16 protein-coding genes are annotated in these 17,698 nt (G+C 66.2%); 2 read left to right on the top strand and 14 right to left on the bottom strand.

Features of this window, described 5'->3' with window-relative positions:
• Position 1: 1 nt before the first annotated feature.
• The 3 genes from HMPREF3088_RS01920 to dnaE form a co-directional block, all read right to left on the bottom strand.
• Positions 2 to 232, bottom strand: coding sequence for a hypothetical protein (locus HMPREF3088_RS01920; protein ID WP_070758044.1), 231 nt, complete (start codon positions 230 to 232; stop codon positions 2 to 4).
• A 77-nt stretch (positions 233 to 309) separates the two neighbouring features.
• Positions 310 to 996, bottom strand: a complete 687-nt coding sequence (locus HMPREF3088_RS01915; RefSeq protein ID WP_070758042.1) for an IMPACT family protein — start codon at positions 994 to 996, stop codon at positions 310 to 312.
• 70 nt (positions 997 to 1,066) lie between these two features.
• Positions 1,067 to 4,633: a DNA polymerase III subunit alpha gene (gene dnaE, locus HMPREF3088_RS01910; protein ID WP_070758040.1), complete on the bottom strand. Its 3,567-nt coding sequence runs from the start codon at positions 4,631 to 4,633 to the stop codon at positions 1,067 to 1,069.
• Between the two features lie 68 nt (positions 4,634 to 4,701).
• Between dnaE and HMPREF3088_RS01905 the strand changes: the two genes are divergently transcribed.
• Positions 4,702 to 5,886, top strand: coding sequence for an amino acid deaminase/aldolase (locus tag HMPREF3088_RS01905; protein ID WP_070758038.1), 1,185 nt, complete (start codon positions 4,702 to 4,704; stop codon positions 5,884 to 5,886).
• Here the strand turns inward: HMPREF3088_RS01905 and rarD are convergent.
• Genes rarD through lspA form a run of 4 tightly spaced genes read right to left on the bottom strand, consistent with a single transcriptional unit; the run spans position 5,883 to position 8,846 of the window.
• A complete protein-coding gene (gene rarD, locus HMPREF3088_RS01900; protein ID WP_070758037.1) occupies positions 5,883 to 6,785 on the bottom strand; it encodes an EamA family transporter RarD in 903 nt (300 codons plus the stop codon). The two genes, HMPREF3088_RS01905 and rarD, sit on opposite strands and share 4 nt — an antisense overlap.
• Before the next feature lie 3 nt (positions 6,786 to 6,788).
• The gene (locus HMPREF3088_RS01895) at positions 6,789 to 7,412 is read right to left on the bottom strand and encodes a hypothetical protein (protein ID WP_070758035.1); all 624 of its coding nucleotides are present in this window, start codon (positions 7,410 to 7,412) and stop codon (positions 6,789 to 6,791) included.
• Positions 7,402 to 8,346 (bottom strand): RluA family pseudouridine synthase, encoded by a 945-nt coding sequence (locus tag HMPREF3088_RS01890; RefSeq protein ID WP_070758033.1) that lies wholly within the window; start codon positions 8,344 to 8,346, stop codon positions 7,402 to 7,404. The genes HMPREF3088_RS01895 and HMPREF3088_RS01890 overlap by 11 nt, the downstream gene beginning before the upstream one ends.
• Complete coding sequence (gene lspA, locus HMPREF3088_RS01885; protein ID WP_070758031.1) at positions 8,343 to 8,846, bottom strand: signal peptidase II; 504 nt, start codon at positions 8,844 to 8,846, stop codon at positions 8,343 to 8,345. Before lspA ends, HMPREF3088_RS01890 begins: the two co-directional genes overlap by 4 nt.
• A 38-nt stretch (positions 8,847 to 8,884) precedes the next feature.
• On the opposite strand from lspA, the gene HMPREF3088_RS01880 reads away from it, so the two are divergent.
• Positions 8,885 to 9,805, top strand: coding sequence for a DUF6263 family protein (locus HMPREF3088_RS01880; RefSeq protein ID WP_070758030.1), 921 nt, complete (start codon positions 8,885 to 8,887; stop codon positions 9,803 to 9,805).
• A 49-nt stretch (positions 9,806 to 9,854) separates the two neighbouring features.
• Here HMPREF3088_RS01880 and HMPREF3088_RS01875 read toward each other — a convergent pair whose 3' ends face one another.
• The 7 genes from HMPREF3088_RS01875 to HMPREF3088_RS01850 form a co-directional block, all read right to left on the bottom strand.
• Positions 9,855 to 10,379, bottom strand: a complete 525-nt coding sequence (locus HMPREF3088_RS01875; protein WP_246817998.1) for a WKL family lipoprotein — start codon at positions 10,377 to 10,379, stop codon at positions 9,855 to 9,857.
• A gap of 89 nt (positions 10,380 to 10,468) precedes the next feature.
• Positions 10,469 to 11,890 carry a DNA polymerase IV gene (locus HMPREF3088_RS01870; RefSeq protein ID WP_070758028.1) on the bottom strand — a complete coding sequence of 474 codons (1,422 nt, stop codon included), beginning with the start codon at positions 11,888 to 11,890 and terminating at the stop codon, positions 10,469 to 10,471.
• Between the two features lie 6 nt (positions 11,891 to 11,896).
• Positions 11,897 to 15,091: an isoleucine--tRNA ligase gene (gene ileS / locus HMPREF3088_RS01865; RefSeq protein WP_070758026.1), complete on the bottom strand. Its 3,195-nt coding sequence runs from the start codon at positions 15,089 to 15,091 to the stop codon at positions 11,897 to 11,899.
• Between the two features lie 277 nt (positions 15,092 to 15,368).
• Positions 15,369 to 15,533, bottom strand: a complete 165-nt coding sequence (locus HMPREF3088_RS10460; RefSeq protein WP_168167033.1) for a hypothetical protein — start codon at positions 15,531 to 15,533, stop codon at positions 15,369 to 15,371.
• Positions 15,534 to 15,538: 5 nt separating this feature from the next.
• Entirely contained in the window at positions 15,539 to 16,609 is a 1,071-nt protein-coding gene (locus tag HMPREF3088_RS01860; RefSeq protein WP_070758024.1) for a DivIVA domain-containing protein, read from the bottom strand.
• A 180-nt stretch (positions 16,610 to 16,789) separates the two neighbouring features.
• Entirely contained in the window at positions 16,790 to 17,077 is a 288-nt protein-coding gene (locus HMPREF3088_RS01855) for a YggT family protein (protein ID WP_070758022.1), read from the bottom strand.
• Positions 17,078 to 17,083: 6 nt separating this feature from the next.
• Complete coding sequence (locus HMPREF3088_RS01850; protein WP_070758020.1) at positions 17,084 to 17,644, bottom strand: cell division protein SepF; 561 nt, start codon at positions 17,642 to 17,644, stop codon at positions 17,084 to 17,086.
• Positions 17,645 to 17,698 lie beyond the last annotated feature (54 nt).

Raw genomic sequence — 17,698 nt, 5'->3', positions numbered from 1 at the left:
TTTACCAGTTGTCCTTCTGGTTGATGATCTTGTTGATCTGCCAGCCGTTGTATCCGGCCACGATTAGGGAGATCACCAGGACGGTGATGATGAAGCCCATGCCAGCGCCGGTGAGGGCGCCCAGGACGATGAGTCCGCCGCCGACGCCAGCGGTGATCTGGATAGCCTTGGAGTGCTTGCGCACGGCGGCCTTGCGCTGGGCAATCGGGTTGTCTCCGTAGGGGCGGGTCATGGTGCTTCTTCCTCTATCACGTTCTTGGTGTTGTGGCCCGGGTGCTCACCGGGTCGCCAGGGTGCCTGGGAAAAGTTTTAGCTTCCGGTGGGTAAATCTACCCAACGTTGGCCCGCGCGGGTGGGTTCCACGCGGCCTTGGGTCCAGCTGGCCAGGTGGGTGGCTAGCGCATCGTCCCCGGCGATGAGGAAGCCGACCTGGGCGGCGTAGTCGGTCTCCAGGATCTGGTAGCCGGCATTGCGGATGTCGGATTCCACGCGCCCGGCCTCGTCGTGGTTGAGCTCCACGCGGTAGAGCTCCAGCTGGGTGCGTGTGACCCAGGTGACCTTATCGAGCGCGGCCTTGGTGGCGTCGTGGTAGGCGCGGACCAGGCCGCCGGTACCCAGCAGGACGCCGCCGAAGTAGCGGACGACCACTGCGGTGACGTCGAGGGCCCCGCTGCCGCGCAGCACCTCGAGCATGGGCTGTCCGGCGGTGCCGGCGGGCTCGCCGTCGTCACTGGAGCGCTCGATGGGTTGGGCTCCGTCCTGGTGGACGAGGTAGGCGCTGCAGTGGTGGCGGGCATCCGGGTAGCGTTCCCGGACCTCGTCGATGAATGCCCGTGCCTCGGCCTCGGTGGGGGTCTGCCGCACCAGGCCGATGAAGGTGGAGCGCTTGATCTCGAGCTCGGCCTGCCACTCGTTATCCGTCGGGCGGCGGTAGGGCGCAAGCCGGGTGAACTCTTCTGCGCCTTCCGACTCGGGGGTCTGCTTCTTCTTGCTCACTGGGTGTTGTTTTCCTGCTCGTGGTGTGCTCGTGGTTGGGCAGCCGTGAGGACCGGGGCTACCTGGGCGTTTAGGCGAAGATACCCTCCCAGGTGCTGGCCTTCAGGTCCCCCATCAGCGCCGGGGACTTGGTCACCCGCATCTCTGGACCGAGCAGGAACTGCACCTCCTGCTCGCCGTCGACGAGGGTGAGGTAGACATCCGAGTCTCCCTTGTTGTTGCTGAGCACCTGCTTGAGGCGCTGCATGTTCTCCGGGGTGGCCTGGTCGACGCGGATGTTCAGCCGCAGTGGCACGCCGGTGCCCGCCCCGATGGAGAGCTCGGCGGACTTCAGGTCCTCGCAGAAGATGCTCATGCGGTCGTCGCGGTAGCGGATTTTCGCCTTGGCCAGGACGATGTTGTCCTCCACGATCTGCGGGGCGACCATCTGGTAGGTCTTCGCGAAGACGAGCAGTTCCACCTGCGCGCCGTGCTGGTCCTCGAGGGTGGCGATGACCCAGGGCGCACCGTTGCGGTCCACGCGGCGCTCGACGCTGGAGATGATGCCGCCGATCTTGACGTCCTTGTTATTCGGCAGCTCGCCGGACAGGACGGTGGGCAGCGGGGTGTCGACCTGGGCATCGAGAGCGTCCTCGAAACCGTCGAGGGGGTGGCCGGAGACGTAGAGGCCCAGCATGTCGCGCTCCAGGGCGAGCTCGTGCTTGCGCTCCCACTCCTGGTCCGGGACCTCGACCTTGAAGACGTCCCCGGCCTCCTCGGCGCCGAGGCCGGCGAAGAGGTCGAACTGTCCCTTGGCGGCGGCCTTCTTCGTCGCGACGACGGCGTCGACGGCGTCCTCGTGGACGAGGACGAGGCCCTTGCGCGGGTGCCCGAGGGAGTCGAAGGCGCCCGCCTTGATCAGCGACTCGGTCACACGCTTGGAGGCGGCGACGGCGTCGATCTTGTCGAGGTAGTCGGAGAAGTCCTTGAACGCCCCCTTCTCATCGCGTGCGGCGATGATGGATTCGACGACGTCCTCGCCGACGTTGCGCACCGCGCCGAGGCCGAAGCGGATGTCCTCGCCGACGGACTGGAAGGTGAAGGCGGACTCGTTGACGTCCGGCGAGAGCACCTTGATGCCTAGGTGGCGACAGTCGGCCAGGTAGATGGCGGACTTGTCCTTCTTATCGGAGACACTCGTCAGCAGCGCGGCCATGTACTCCGCGGTGTAGTTGGCCTTCAGGTAGGCAGTCCAGAAGGACACCAGCCCATAGCCCGCGGCGTGGGACTTGTTGAACGCGTAGGAGGCGAAGGGCTCGATGGTGCCCCACAGGGCGTCCATGGCCTCCTTGGAGTAGCCGTTTGCCTGCATGCCCGACCAGAACTTGTCGTACTGCTGGGCCAGGACCTCCGGCTTCTTCTTACCCATGGCCTTTCGGAAGCCGTCTGCCTCACCCGCGGTGTAGTTCGCCACCTTCTGGGAGATCCTCATGATCTGCTCCTGGTAGACGATCAGGCCGTAGGTCTCGTCGAGGATCTCCTTGAGTGGCTCCTCCAGCTCCGGGTGGATCGGGGTGATCGGCTTGCGCCCGTTCTTGCGGTCCGCGTAATCCCAGTGGGCGTTCACGCCCATCGGTCCCGGGCGGTACAGGGCCAGGGAGGCGACAATATCGCTGAACCCGGTGGGCTTCATGCGCTTGAGCAGCTCCTGCATGCCACCGGAGTCCAGCTGGAACACACCCAGGGTGTCGCCCCGGGCGAGCAGCTCGTAGGTCGCATCGTCCTCGGTGGACAGCCCCTCGAGGTCGAAGTCCTCGCCACGGTTCTTCTTGATGTTGTCGATCGCATCGCCGAGGACGGTGAGGTTGCGCAGCCCCAGGAAGTCCATCTTCAGCAGGCCGATGGCCTCACAGGCCGGGTAGGGCCAGCCGGTAATCAGCGCGCCGTCCTGCTTGCGCTTCCACATCGGGATGCAGTCCAGCAGTGGGACGGAGGACATAATCACCGCACAGGCATGCACGCCCGCCTGGCGGACCACCCCCTCCAGCCCGAGGGCGTCCTCGTAGATCTTGTTGACCTGCGGGTCGGTGTCGATGAGCTGACGGACCTCGGCGGCCTCCGCGTAGCGCGGGTGCTCCGGGTCCTTGATGCCCTTGAGCTCGATGTCCTTAGCCATGATCGCCGGCGGCAGGGTCTTGGTGATCCGGTCAGCCATCTGGAAGCCCGCCTGCCCGTACCAGGCACGCGCCGAGTCCTTAATGGCCTGCTTGGTCTTCACCGTGCCGAAGGTGATCACCTGGGCGATCTTGTCCTCGCCCCAGCGATCCGCTGCGTAGCGGATCATCTCGCCACGGCGGCGGTCGTCGAAGTCGATATCGATATCAGGCGCGGACGGGCGTTCCGGGTTGAGGAAGCGCTCGAAGAGCAGGCCGTGCTCGATGGGGTCGATGTTCGTGATCGTCAGTGCGTAGGCCACCAGGGCGCCTGCGGCGGAGCCACGGCCGGGGCCGACGCGGATGCCGACGGAGCGGGCGTACTTGATCAGCTCGGCGACGATGAGGAAGTAGGAAGGGTAGCCCTTCATGTCGATGACGCCGATTTCGTACTCGGCCCGGTCAATGTATTCCTGCGGCACCGGGCCGCCGTTGAATCGCTCCTCCAGGCCACACATGACCTCGTGGGTCAGCCAGGACGTCGGCGTGTGGCCTTCTGGAACCTCGGCGACCGGCATGCGGTCGTAGGGGTGTTCTTCCCAGATCTCGCCGTAGTCCTGGACGCGCTCGGCGATCCACAGGGTGTTATCGCAACCATCCGGGACGACATGGTCCCACTGGTTGCGGATGTCCTCCGCGGTACGGATGTAGTAGGAGGAACCGCTGAAGGCGAAGCGCTTACCGCCCTCGTCGATGGTGGGTTCGTCCATGGTGGAGCCGGTCTGCACGCACAGCATGACCTCGTGGGCGGCGGCCTGGTTCTCCAGCACGTAGTGGCAGTCGTTGGTGACCAGCGGCGGCAGGTCCAGCTTGCGGCCGATCTCCAGCAGCTCGTCGCGGACGCGCTTCTCGATCTCCAGCCCGTGGTCCATGAGCTCGAGGAAGAAGTTGTCCTTGCCGTAGATGTCCTGCCACATCGCCGCGGCCTCGAGGGCCTCGTTGAACTGGCCAAGGCGGAGGCGGGTCTGCACGTCGCCGGAGGGGCAGCCGGTGGTCGCGATGACGCCCTCGGCGTGCTCGGCGATGAGCTCGGCGTCCATGCGCGGCCACTTGCCCAGCTGGCCCTCGTAAGAGGCCATGGAGGAAAGATAGAAGAGGTTGCGCAGGCCGGTGGCGTTCTCGGCGAGCATTGTCTGGTGCAGGTACGCGCCGGAAGCCGAGACGTCGTCCTTCTTCTGCTCCGGGTTACCCCAGCGCACGCGGTTCATGTTGAAGCGGGAGTCGGGGGCCATGTAGGCCTCGATGCCGATGATCGGTTTGATCCCGGCCGCCGTCATGGTGCGGTAGAAGGCATCCGCGCCGAACATGTTGCCGTGGTCGGTCATGCCCACCGCGGGCATCCCCTGGCGGGAAACCTCCTCGGCGAGCATGTCTACCTTCGCCATGCCGTCGAGCATGGAGTATTCCGTGTGATTATGTAGGTGGACGAAAGACGAGCGGCTCATAACTGGATATCCTATCGTTTTCCGGACACCACGAAACTCGGGCGCTAAGCTTTTGCCCCGTGAAGTATTTGACCAGGTCTGCCGTTGCCCATCTGGACGCCCCGTTCGCTGTCATGGATCTCGACGCCGCGCTCGCCAACGCCCGCGATATGGTCCGCCGTGCGAACGGCACCCCGATCCGGCTTGCGAGCAAGTCGGTGCGCATCCGCGAGATGCTGCGCCGCGTGCTGGAGCTGCCCGGCTACGCCGGGGTGCTGGGTTTCCACCTCTCCGAGGCCATCTGGTTGGTCGAGACCGGGGTCAGCGACGACGTCCTGGTCGCCTACCCCACCACCCACCGCGAGGCGCTGCGCACGCTCGCCGCGTCCCCGACGCTCCGGGAGTCCATCACCGTGATGGTGGATTCTCCGGCCCACCTGGACTTCATCGACGAGGCAGTGGCCGAGGAGGTTGGTTCCGGTGCCGAACGCGGGGAGATTCGGGTGTGCATCGACGTGGACGCCAGCCTGGCCATGGGGCCGGTGCACGTGGGGGCACTGCGTTCCCCGGCCCACTCCGTGGAGCAGGTCCGGCGGCTGGCGGAGGTCGTCATCGCCCGGCCGGGGTTCCGGCTGGTGGGTCTCATGGCTTACGAGGGGCAGATCGCCGGGACCACGGATAGCTCCCCGGCGATCTCGGTGATGAAGGGGATCTCCACCCGGGAGCTGGCCACCCGGCGCGGGAAGATTGTCCGAGCCGTGGAGCAGCTCCTGGCGAGCGCGGGGCAACCGCCGCTGGAGTTCGTCAACGGCGGGGGCACTGGGTCGATCGAGACTACCTCGGCGGAAACAGTGATCACGGAGATCGGTGCGGGCTCGGGAGTGCTGGCCCCCGGGTTATTCGACCGCTATAAGAGCTTCCAACCGGATCCGGCGCAGTGGTTTGTGGTGCCGGTGGTGCGCCGCCCCGCCGCCGATGTGGTGACGGTGGCGGGTGGTGGCCGGGTGGCCTCCGGGCCGCCGGGGGCGGACCGGCTGCCGACGGTGGACTACCCCGCTGGCCTGCGCATGGCCCCGCTGGAGGGTCCTGGCGAGGTACAGACCCCGCTGCGGGGACCTGCGGCTAAAAGCCTGCAGTTGGGAGATCACGTGTGGTTCCGCCACGCGAAGGCCGGCGAGCAGGCGGAGTGGTTCGACGAGGTGATCGTCGTGTCCGGTGGTCAGATCGTGGACCGGTGGCCGACCTACCGGGGCGAGGGGCAGGCCTTCGTCTAGTCTTCCTCAGCTGCTGGAGTGACCTTGCCGATCTTCTCCAGGGAGGCGTTGCGCCGGGTGGCGCGGGTCTGGATGACCATGTCGATGATGAAGATCACCACGGCCACCCAGATGATGGAGAAGCCCACCCAACGCATCGGCTCGATATGTTCCTTCGTGACGAACACGGCCCAGAGCATCTGCATGACCGGGGTGAGGTACTGGATCATGCCCAGCGAAGTCAGGGACATCTCCTGGGCGGCGCGGGCGAAGGCCAGCAGCGGCAGGGCGGTGACCACACCCGCGACCATCAGCAGAGCCGCATGCCCGCCACCCTCGGTGGTGAAGGTTGACTCCGGACCCAACCACAGCAGGTAGATCACGGCGATGGGGGCAAGCACCATCGTCTCGGCGGCCAGGGATTGCAGTGGTTCCAACCGCATGCGCTTCTTCGCCAGACCGTAGAAGCCGAAGCTCAGGGCCAGCCCCAATGAGATGATCGGTGGCTGCCCCAGCGCGATGGTGAGGATCACCACCGCCACGGCGGCGATGGCTACCGAGAGCTTCTGCATCGGGCGCAGGCTCTCGCGCAGCAGCAGCACGCCCAGCACGACGGAGACCAGCGGGTTAATGAAGTAGCCCAACGCGGCGTCCGCGACGTGACCGCTGTTGACCGCGTAGATATAGAGTCCCCAGTTCACGGAGATCAGCAGCGAAGCCACCGCGACCCGGATCCACTCGCGGGGCGTGATCTCGCGCAGCAGCTTGATGCGGCGCAGCGCCAGCAGGAGCAGCAGCACGAAGACCAGGGTCCAGATGAAGCGGTGCGCCAGGATCTCCACCGGTGCGGCCGGTTCCAGCAGTGGGAAGAACGCGGGGAAGAATCCCCACATGATGTATGCGGCAAAACCCCACAGCATGGGCTATTCCTCCTCGTGCGTCACGGCGCGGATGCCCATACGACCATAGGCTGCGTCCACCGGGGCCGGTTCAACGGCCATGACTTTCGGGTTCTTCGCGATCGCCTTGAGCTCGGCGGGCGCGGCGTAGACAAGGGCGCCGTTGATGGCGACCTTCTCCCCCTCCAGTCCTTCGGTGGCGATGGTGAAGACGTCCTCGCGGCGCAGCCCGGCGGCCGGTTCCGGGATCGGGCGCTGTACCACCGGGCCGATCAGCAGCGTGGACACGCGCACCCGGGCCGCGTGCGGGATGTCGAAGACCTTGGCGAAGTCCTTTGGCGCCATCGCCGTGGTGGGCGATACCAGCGCCCAGCGGGGCTCGTTCCCCTCGGCCTCGTCAAGGAGCTGGCGGGAGTGCTCCTCGTACGCCTGGTCGGACATGTAGAACGGCCCCAGCTGGTCGCCGTTGATGTGCATCGGCTTGCTGGTGCGGTCCGACTGGGCCATGACCATGATCCCCACGAGCAGGGCGACGGCGCAGAGCCCGCCGAGCCACGCCACCCACGCGGGTCGGCGGGTATCCTCCCAGTCCAGTTCCCGCTGGCGGGCGCGGTTGGGCTTGACCACCTGCGGAGACCTAGATTCCATCGTTGGCCTCCCGCAGCCTATCCAGGGCCTGCTGGAGGTCCGCTGGGTACGGGCTGTCGATCTGCATCATCCGGCCCGTGGGGTGCTCGAAGCGCAGGGAGACTGCGTGCAGCCACTGGCGGATCAGCCCCAGCTTCTCGGCCAGCTCCGGGTCGGAGCCATACATGGGGTCGCCGCACAGCGGGTGGTGCAGGGAGGAGAAGTGCACGCGGATCTGGTGGGTCCGGCCGGTCTCCAGGTTCACCCGCAGCAGGCTGGCCTGGCGGTGGGCCTCGAGGGTGTCGTAGTGCGTCACCGCGTGCTTGCCATCGTCGCGCACGGCGAAGCGCCAACCCGCCGAGGGATGGCGCCCGATCGGGGCATCGATGGTCCCGGAGGTCGGGTCGGGGTGGCCCTGCACCAGCGCGTGGTAGATCTTCTCCACCTCGCGGTTGCGGAAGGCGCGCTTCAAGTGGGTATAGGCCCGCTCGCTCGCGGCGACGATCATCACCCCGGAGGTGCCCACGTCGAGCCGCTGGACGATACCCTTGCGCTCCGGGGGCCCGGAGGTAGAGATACGGAAGCCCGCGGCCGCCAGGCCTGCAGTCACAGTGGGGCCCTCCCAGCCCAAGGTCGGGTGTGCGGCGACACCGACGGGCTTATTCACGGCGATGACGTCGTCGTCGGAATAGAGAATGTCCATGCCCGCGACGAGCTGGGGTGGCTCGGCAGCCAGGTCGCGTTCCGGGGCGGGAAGGGTGACGTCCAACCACTGGCCGGAAACAAGCCGGTCGGACTTGCCCAGCGCCTTGCCCTCGGAGGTGATGTCCCCCGCGGCCGCGAGGTCGGCCACCACCGTCCGGGACAGGCCCAGCAGCTTGGACAGGCCTGCGTCGACACGCATCCCCGCCAGGCCGTCCGGCACGGGCATCATCCGCTGCTCACGTTCGGTCATTGCGCTGCCTTCCTTTCTGCTCGGGGCTCAACGATGAAAACGATGGCGAGGTAGAGGACTACCCCGACGGTGATGGCGATATCCGCCACGTTGAAGATCGCGAAGTTCCAGAAGCTGAAGAAGTCCACGACGTGGCCGTGCATACCGCCCGGCTCCCGGAAAATGCGGTCGATCAGGTTGCCGGCCGCCCCTCCCCCGATCAGCCCAATGGTCAGGGCACCAAGCCCGGTGCGGGCTCGAAAGGCGAGGAATACCGCCACACCCACCGCGATGAGCTGGACGAATGCCAGCACGATGGTGGCGTCCGTACCCATCGAAAATGCCGCCCCCGGGTTGCGGACCAACAAGAAACGGAACCAATCCCCCAGCACCGGCACGGCTTCGCGCGGCGGCAGGGTGGTCACGGCCAGCCACTTGCTCAGCTGGTCGATGATCACCACAACCGCCAGGGTCGCCAGGGCCACGGCGGTCACGGTTCCTCGGTTACTCTGCTGCTTCACTCCAGCAAGTCTAGCTTGAGCTGCAAACTGCTACGGTTATGACCGTGTTTACTCCCTCACGCACCCGCTCCCACCGCACCGGCCGGCGCGCGATCGCCGCTTTGATGTGTTCCCTCGGACTCCTCGGCACGGCCGCGTGCACTGCTGATTCGTCGAGCCCAGAGGCCGTCGAGGCGCCGGTCGAGGGCGTGCGCGTGCAGCTGCTTGAGCCCGGCAACAGCCCCCGCGCGACCCTCGCCTACCGCATCGGCGAGGAGGAAACATCCCAGGAGCTGACCTATTCGGCGACCCAGGGGTTGGAGCAGAAAACCGCCCACGGCGAGGGCGAGGACGTCCCCTACGGCGATGTCACGATGGACCTGCCACTGAACGCCACGGCGAGCGAGGAGGGCGAGGAGATCGCCACGACCGTCGTGGTGGGGCGCCCGGACGGGACGAACGCGGAGCTGAACGAGGACATGGCCTCCGCCGAGGGTTTCGAGATGCACCAGACGATGGAGCCCAGCGGCCGGGTGAAGACCCGCTCCTTCGGCGCCCCCGAAGGCGCCACGGACGGGGCCCGGGCCAGCGTGGAGCAGGCGCTAACGCAGATGACGGACCTGCCGATCGTCTTCCCTGAGGAGGAAGTAGGCCCGGGCGCGACGTGGACGGTCAGCGGACGCGTGGACGAGGGGGTCTCGCTGCGCCAGGAGCTGACGTACACGCTCGTGGAGCGGGACGGCGACAAGGTCATCCTCGACGTCGCGGCCAAGCGCCGACCGGCGGTCGCGAGCCTGGCGGATACGGACCTGAAGGTGCTGGAGGCGGATTCAACCTCCGAGGGGCGGATCACCGTCGACCTCACCCGCCCGCTGCCCGCCGAGGGCAAGGTCAGCGTGGAAACGACCGTCACTTACGGCAAGGACGACGCCCCGCTGCGCGTACTGCAGACCATCACGTCGCGCAGCGAATGGAAGTAGGCCGTTGACAGCCTAAGGCCCAGGGAGCAGAGCCCAGGGCGTGGGGAGCTTAGAGCTCCTTACACATCGGCGGGACCTGCTCCGGCAGAACCGTCTCGACGAGGGTGCACGCCCAGCGGGTGTCCAGCTTCCACTTGCCATCCTCGTGGACGAACTCCACTCCACTGATGACCTGCGGGTCCCGCTCCGGCGCCTGCAGCTTGATGGTGGCCTCGGCCATATCCGGCAGCACGCCCGGCAGCACCGGGTCCACGACCTCGAGCATTGCCTGAGCCTCGCTCTGGCTGCGGGTCAGCGCCTCGAAGATTTCCGGAGCCTGGTCACCATCCACGACGGAATTGACCTTCTCCTCGGCTGGGACGCGCGGGTCAACGGCCTTGAGGAGAACCTCCTGCAGTTCCTTCGGTGTCGGCAGCTTCTCCTCCGGTGCGGTGGAGGACGGTGCGCTGCTGGCGGTGGTCTGCTCGGTGGTGGCTGCGTTATCCGCATCCTCCGAGCCGCAGGCGGTCAGCGTGAGGCCGGCGACGGCAGCGGTTGCCACGGCCACGGACTTCCAGATCTTCACGGTCAACATTCTCCTTCGACGCGGGGGGTGTCAAAGCCCTGATCCTACTCGCCTGGGTGTCAAAGCCCGCTTCCGCAGGCGTTGGTGTGCGCCGGATCTCATTCCGGGCGGGGCTCAGTCGGGTCTTCCCCACCGAGCTCCAGCTGCCCGCCGTCATCATCCGCAGCCGTATCCCAGGCCAGGCTGTCCAGCGGGTCCGCGGGCTGGAGCTTCGGGTCGTCGGTGCCGAAGGTGGCGATGCGTCCCGGACCGGTTTCGCGGGTCTCAAAGCGCACCGTCACCACGCCCACCCCACTTCCCTGCACCCAGCCATGCCCGTAATCCGGGTGCCAGACGTCCTGGGTCTGTTTCCACCGGTTTTCCGACTGCTCCCCCGCACCCCCGGGGTGTGACTCGCCAGCTGCGTCGGCCTCCGCCGGGATCACGCCCGGGCCGCTAACGGTCGTAGTACTCAGGTGCGGCACCGCGGGGTGGCTGAGCTCCGGGAAGAGCATCTCCTGCCGGTCGTGGCTGAGTCCGGAAAATCCCACGCCCACCAGCCGCACGGCGCCGGAGTCCTCCGGGCGCGGCAGTACCGCGCGGGCGGCGCGCAACAACTGCTCGAAGTCATCGGTTGGTGCGGGCAGCGTGGTTGACCGGGTGTGCAGCGCGAAGTCGCTGGTACGGATCTTCACCGTGACAGTGCGTGCGGCCCGACCGTCCTTGCGCAGCCGCCGATAGGCCTGCCGGGCGGAGAGCTCCATGATGTTCAGCACGTCCCGGTAGGTCCGCGCGTCCACCGGCAGGGTCTGTTCGGCGCTGATCTGCTTCGCCTCCGCCCGTGGGGCCACGGGCCGGGGGTCGTCACCGCCGGCCATGACCTGAACCTCCAGGCCGACCTTGCCGAGCAGTGATTTCACGTCGGTGGGGTCCATGTCCACGAACTGCTGAATCGTGTACACGCCTACGTCGGCGAGCTTGGCCTGAGCGACCCTCCCGATCCCCCACAGGTCGCCCACGGGGCGCGGCCCGAAGGTGGCCATCCGGTCCTCCACCACGAAGATGCCGTGGGGCTTGGCCAGGTCGCTGGCCATCTTCGCGTCCAGCTTGGTGCTCGCCATCCCGATGGAGCATGGCAGCTCCGTGGCCTCCTCCACCGCGCGCTGGAGGCCCTCGGCCCACCGCCGGGCGGCCGCGGCATCGGCCAACCCCTGTGGTTCGGCGAAGCCCTCGTCGACCGAGAGCTGCTCGACCACGCCCGCGCGCTCGGCGATGACCTGGAAGATTCGCCGGGAAATGGTCTTATACAGCACCGACCGGGGCTGGACCACGATCGCCCGGTTGCGGCACAGCCGGATCGCCTGGTGCATCGGCATGGCTGAGCGCGCGCCGTACACGCGCGCCTCGTAGCTCGCCCCGGCCACAACCCCGCGCCCGGACATCCCGCCCACAAGGACGGGCCGGTCACGCAGGGTCGGCCGGGTCAGCTGCTCCACGGACGCGTAGAACGCGTCCATGTCGATGTGGGCGACCCAGCGCATGGCGGCTTAGCGAGCCACCTTTGCCACCTCGGCGGTCACGCCGGCCACGATCTCGTGGCCCAGCTTCTCGCCGGTGAGCACCTCGTGCTCCACCGCAAGGACCTCCTCGGCGATGTGGCCGATGTGCTGCTTAGCCCAGTCCTGCTTCTCCGCCGGCACCGACAGGCGCAGGCTGATGCGGTCGGAGACCTCGAAGCCCTCGTTCTTGCGGGCGTCCTGCAGGCCGCGGATGACATCCGCTGCCCAGCCTTCGGCCTCCAGCTCGGGGGTGACGGTCGTGTCGAGGACCACCAGGCCGTCGACCCCACCCGGGCCCGCGACGCGCGCGGTGGAGTCCGGGTTCTCCGCCACCAGGCGCTCGGTATACAGCTCCGGGGTCAGGACGATATCGCCGTCGACGACGACGTTCTCGCCGTCACGGACGTAGTTACCGGCCTTGACGTTCTTGATCGCGCGCTGGACGTCACGGCCAAGCGTCGGGCCGGCAACCTTCGCGTTGACGACGACCTCGAAGCTGCCCGCGGAGTCAACGTCATCCGTCAACTCCACGTCCTTGACATTGACCTCGTCGCGGATGGTGGCGGCGAAGTCCGCGAGCCGTGCAGACTCCGGCAACGCGACCGTGAGCTTCGGCAGCGGCAGACGGTTGCGCAGCTTATTGGACTTGCGCACCGAGCTGGCCGAGGAGCAGACCGCACGGGTGGCATCCATCGCGTCGACGAGCTCCGCGTCGGCCGGGAAGTCCTCGGCCTTCGGGTAGTCCGCCAGGTGGACGGAACGCTCGCCGGTGAGCCCACGCCAGATGACCTCGGAGATGTACGGCAGCAGCGGCGCGGTCACGCGGGTGGCCACCTCGAGCACCGTGTACAGGGTGTCGAAGGCCTCCGGGTGAGCCTCCTGGCCAGCCCAGAAACGGTCACGGGAGCGGCGCACGTACCAGTTGGTGAGGATGTCGGCGTACTGACGCACCTCGTCGCAGGCGTCCGCGATACGGGTATCGGCCAGGGCCTTGTCCACGTTGGCCACCAGGTCGTGGGTCTTGGCGAGAATGTAGCGGTCCAGCACGTTATCGGAGTCCACGGACCAGCGCGCCTCCTCGGAGGCGTAGAGCTGCAGGAAGCTGTACGCATTCCAGATCGGCAGCAGCGCCTGGCGCACGCCCTCGCGGATGCCCTGCTCGGTGACGATCAGGTTACCGCCACGCAGGATCGGACTGGACATGAGGAACCAGCGCATCGCGTCGGAGCCGTCGCGGTCGAAGACCTCGTTGACGTCCGGGTAGTTGCCCTTGGACTTGGACATCTTCAGCCCGTCGGAGCCCAGGACGATGCCGTGGGCGACGACCTTCTTGAAGGCCGGGCGGTCGAACAGCGCGGTGGAGAGTACGTGCTGGACGTAGAACCAGCCGCGGGACTGGCCGGAGTACTCGACGATGAAGTCCGCCGGCTGCTCCTCCTCGAAGGCCGCCACGTTCTCGAATGGGTAGTGGTACTGGGCGAAAGGCATGGAGCCAGACTCGAACCAGCAGTCGAGGACGTCCGGGACGCGGCGCATCATGGACTTGCCGGTCGGGTCGTCCGGGTTCGGGCGGACCAGCTCGTCGATGTCCGGGCGGTGCAGGGACTTCGGTCGGACACCGAAGTCGGCCTCCAGCTCCTCGATGGAGCCGTAGACGTCCACGCGTGGGTACTGCGGGTCATCGGAAACCCACGCTGGGACCGGGGAGCCCCAGTAGCGGGTGCGGGAGATGTTCCAGTCGCGGGCACCCTCCAGCCACTTACCGAACTGGCCGTCGCGGATGTGCTCCGGGATCCACTCGATCTGCTGGTTGAGCTCCACCATGCGGTCGCGGATCTCGAGCACATTCACGAACCAGCCGGGCAGAGCCATGTAGATCAGCGGCTCGCCGGAGCGCCAGGAGTGCGGGTAGGAGTGGACGATCGTCTGGTCGCGCAGGACGCGCTGCTTGGCCTTCAGATCACGGATGATGTCGCGGTTGGCATCGAAGACGAGCGTGCCCTGGTACTCGGGCACCAGGGAGGTGAACTTGCCGTCGGCGTCCACCGGGATGACCAGGTCGATGCCGTAGCCCTTACAGACGTCCATATCGTCCTCACCGAAGGCCGGGGCCTGGTGGACGACACCGGTGCCGTCCTCGGTAGAGACGTAGTCCGCGACGAGCACCATGAAGGCGTTGTCCTGATCAGCGAAGTGATCGAAGACCGGGGTATACTCCAGGCCCTCAAGCTCAGCGCCGGTGAAGGTCGCCAGCACCTCTGGTTCCTTGCCCAGCTCCTTGGCGTAGGCACCCAGCAGTGCACTAGCCAGCAGCAGCTTCGCGCCGACGAAGCCCTCCGCACCGTCGTCGCCGACCTTGACCAGGGAGTACTCGATCTCCGGGCCGACGGCCAGGGCGAGGTTGGACGGCAGCGTCCACGGGGTCGTCGTCCAGGCGATGGCCGCGGCGTCGTGCAGCTCGGGGTGCGCCTCCCAAGTCTTGGTGGCTGGGTAGCCCTCGCGTGCGCCGGTGAACGGCATGGTCACGGTGACCGTCGGGTCCTGGCGGTCGCGGTAGGAGTCGTCGAGGCGGGTCTCCTGGTTGGACAGCGGGGTGTGCTCGGCCCAGGAGTACGGCAGCACGCGGAAGCCCTGGTAGATCAGGCCCTTGTCGTAGAGCTCCTTGAAAGCCCACATGACGGACTCCATGTAGTCCTGGTCCATGGTCTTGTAGCCGTTGTCGAAGTCGACCCAGCGAGCCTGACGGGTGACGTAGTTCTCCCACTCATCGGCGTAGTGCATGACGGACTTGGCGCAGTACTCGTTGAAGCGGTCGAGCCCCATGGACTCGATCTCGCCCTTGTCCTTGATGCCCAGTTGCTTCTCCGCCTCCAGCTCGGCAGGCAGGCCGTGGCAGTCCCAGCCGAAGACGCGTGGGACGTGGTAGCCGGCCATGGTGCGGTAGCGCGGGACGATGTCCTTGACGTAGCCGGTGAGCAGGTGGCCGTAGTGCGGCAGGCCGTTGGCGAACGGCGGGCCGTCGTTGAAGACGTACTCCTCGTTGTCCTTGCGGTTATCGAGGCTGGCCTGGAAGGTATTGTCCTTCTTCCAGTACTTCAGTACCTCTTCTTCCATGGCCGGGAAGTTGCTGCCCCCGCCGCTCATGTCCACGCGGGGGTAGACGCCGCCAGCTGGTGTAGCCATAAGAAAATCCTCGTCTCTGGTGCTTAAAATGAAATTTCTTTCAAGCACAGGGACGAGGATTCGCGGTACCACCCTGCTTGAAGCCTTCCGTGGGCGCCACCCGCCCGTTGGAAAGGCTTCCTCTTATCTTGCGTTGTTGTACGGAACGCGACTCCGCTCGGTTCTACTGGGCATCCCTCGTGGGGGCTGTTCTTCCGAGACGCTCGCCGGTGATGGCCGGGTCCTCGCGGTGGGTTGGCTCGGTGTGGCTGCCAACCCTAGGGGTAAAGCTATGTAGTTATTTTTTGCTCTTACGGTGCTGGATGGCCTCCGCGATGGAGAGCAGGACTCCGATGGCTGCGATGATCACGCAGATCCAGGCCCAGGTGACTGAGCCCAGGTAGAGCGCCACCAGGAGTGCCGCAAATCCGAGGACCGCGAGGCCCAATGAGGCCACGAGCATGATCGCTAGTTTCGCTCGCCTTCGCCCTCGACGGCCTTCGGCGCTGCGGTGCCGCGGCTGTTGAGGTCCTCAAGCTGGGACTCGAGGAAGGTCTTCAGGCGGGTGCGGTACTCGCGCTCGTAGGTGCGCAGCTCCTCGATGCGGGCCTCGAGAGCGGTCTGCTGCTTCTTCACCGTGGTCATGATCTCGGTGTGCTTGCGCTCGGCGTCCTGCTGCAGGGCGTTGGCCTTCTCCTGCGCCTGGCGCACGGTGGCCTCTGCCTGAGCGTTGGCGTCGGAGACCAGGGTCTCGGACTTCTGCTTCGCGTCGGAGAGCTGGGTCTCGGACTTCTGCTTCGCGTCGGCCAGCATCTTCTCGGAGCGGGTCTTCGCGTCGGAGAGCTGCTCCTCGGAACGCTTCTGGGAGTCCGCCAGCTGGTTCTTCGCGGTAGAGTCCGCGTTATCCAGGGTCTTCTTCGCCTCGGCGCGGGCCTCATCCAGCATGGCGTTGGACTCGGTCTTCGCGTCGTTGGTGAGGCGGTCGGCCATCTCCTGAGCCAGGGACAGCACGCGGGCGGCCTGCATGTGGGTGTCCTCGGTGGCAGCGCCCTTGGCAGCTGCACCACCGGCGACACCGGAAGCCTGCGGGGCGGCCTTGCCAGCCTGGGACTTTGCGGCCTCGGCATCCTGCTGAGCCTTCTTGGCCTTCTCCTCAGCCTCCTGAGCGCGGCGCTCAGCGGCCTCAGCGCGCTGCTCCGCCTCCTTCAGCTTGGACTGCAGGCCGGAGACCTCGGCAGCACCCTTGGACTGGGTGTTCTGAGCCTCGCGGCGAGCCTCCTCGCGGACCTCGGCCTCAACCTCGGAGCGGATCTGCTTGCGCAGTGCCTCCTCGTCGACCTTGGTGTCCGCTGCGGCAGCGACCGGCTGGCCACCGTCGCCCACCTGGCTGCGAAGTTCAGCGTTCTCGTCCTGGAGCTCGGCGAGGGTGTCCTCAACGAGGTCGAGGAACTGATCGACCTCGTCCTCGTTGTAGCCACGCTTACCAATCGGGGGCTTACTGAACGCAACATTGTGAACGTCAGCTGGTGTGAGCGCCATCAATACTTCCCTTCGCTCTCGGTTATTTTCGGCAATGCCTGTCTGCAGGATGGTTTTATTCTTCAGAAAGACTGTATTCCACCATACCAGCGCGAAAAGGCTTTGTTCCTATCAAGAGGTGGTTTTCTTCACCAGTTCTGAAAAACCATCGCCCTGGCCGGGTGCTCCCGGGATTCCTCGCTAGAGGAGGGAGTACAGAATCATCGTGAGAATCTGCAGACCAAAGAACAGCACCAAGACAGAAACGTCGAGGGCAACCCCGCCCATATTCAGCGGCGGGATGAGCTTACGCAGCCCCTTGACCGGCGGATCGGTGATCGCGAAGATCGGCTCGGCAAGCATGATGAACCAGCGCTGCGGGCGCCAATTCTGGGAGAAGGACTGCACCATCTCCACGATGATCCGCACGATGAGGAGCAGCGTGAAAAGGCGGACGAGCAGGATGAGTGCTCCGATGAGGTTGACCACTCGGGATCAGCCCTCCGTCAGCTGATCCAGCTGGGACTGCTCGAGCTCAATGCCGTGCGGGATCAGCACGAAGTTACGAACCCCACCCAGCTTCTTCAGCTCGGCGTCCAGACCCAGGCTCAGGCCTGCGGCGAAGTCCAGCACGCGGGTTGCGGCGGACTTCTCCATCCCACCCAGGTTGAAGACGACGACGTCGCCGGTCTTCAGCGCCTCGGAGATCTCGCGCGCCTGGTTGTACTCGTTCAGCGCCAGGCGGATAACCATCGGATTCTTCTGCGCCGGGGCAGCCTCACGCTCGGTAGCACCGTAGCGGGAACGTGCCGGGGCCGCGTGCTCCCGGTCGGAACCGTAGCCGTGAGAGGAGCCAGCCTCGGAGCGTCGCTCGCTGGAGCGGTAGGAACCGTAGTGATCGGAGTCGTAGCGTCCGGCCGAACGGTCCTCACGCTCGTGGCGCTCGGTGCGCTCGGGGCGCTCTTCGAAGTTATCCCGGTAGTAAGGGTCCTCGTAGCTTTCTACGCCCCCGAGCCCGAAGAACTCCTTGAACTTATCGCCAAAGCCCTCAGCCATGCTTGGGTTTCCTTTCGCTTGCTGCAATCACTGTTTATTGGGGTATTCGTTGTT

The sequence above is a fragment of the Corynebacterium sp. HMSC22B11 genome, assembly GCF_001815965.1.
Taxonomy (GTDB): domain Bacteria; phylum Actinomycetota; class Actinomycetes; order Mycobacteriales; family Mycobacteriaceae; genus Corynebacterium.
This window is presented reverse-complemented; position numbering and strand designations above follow the sequence as displayed.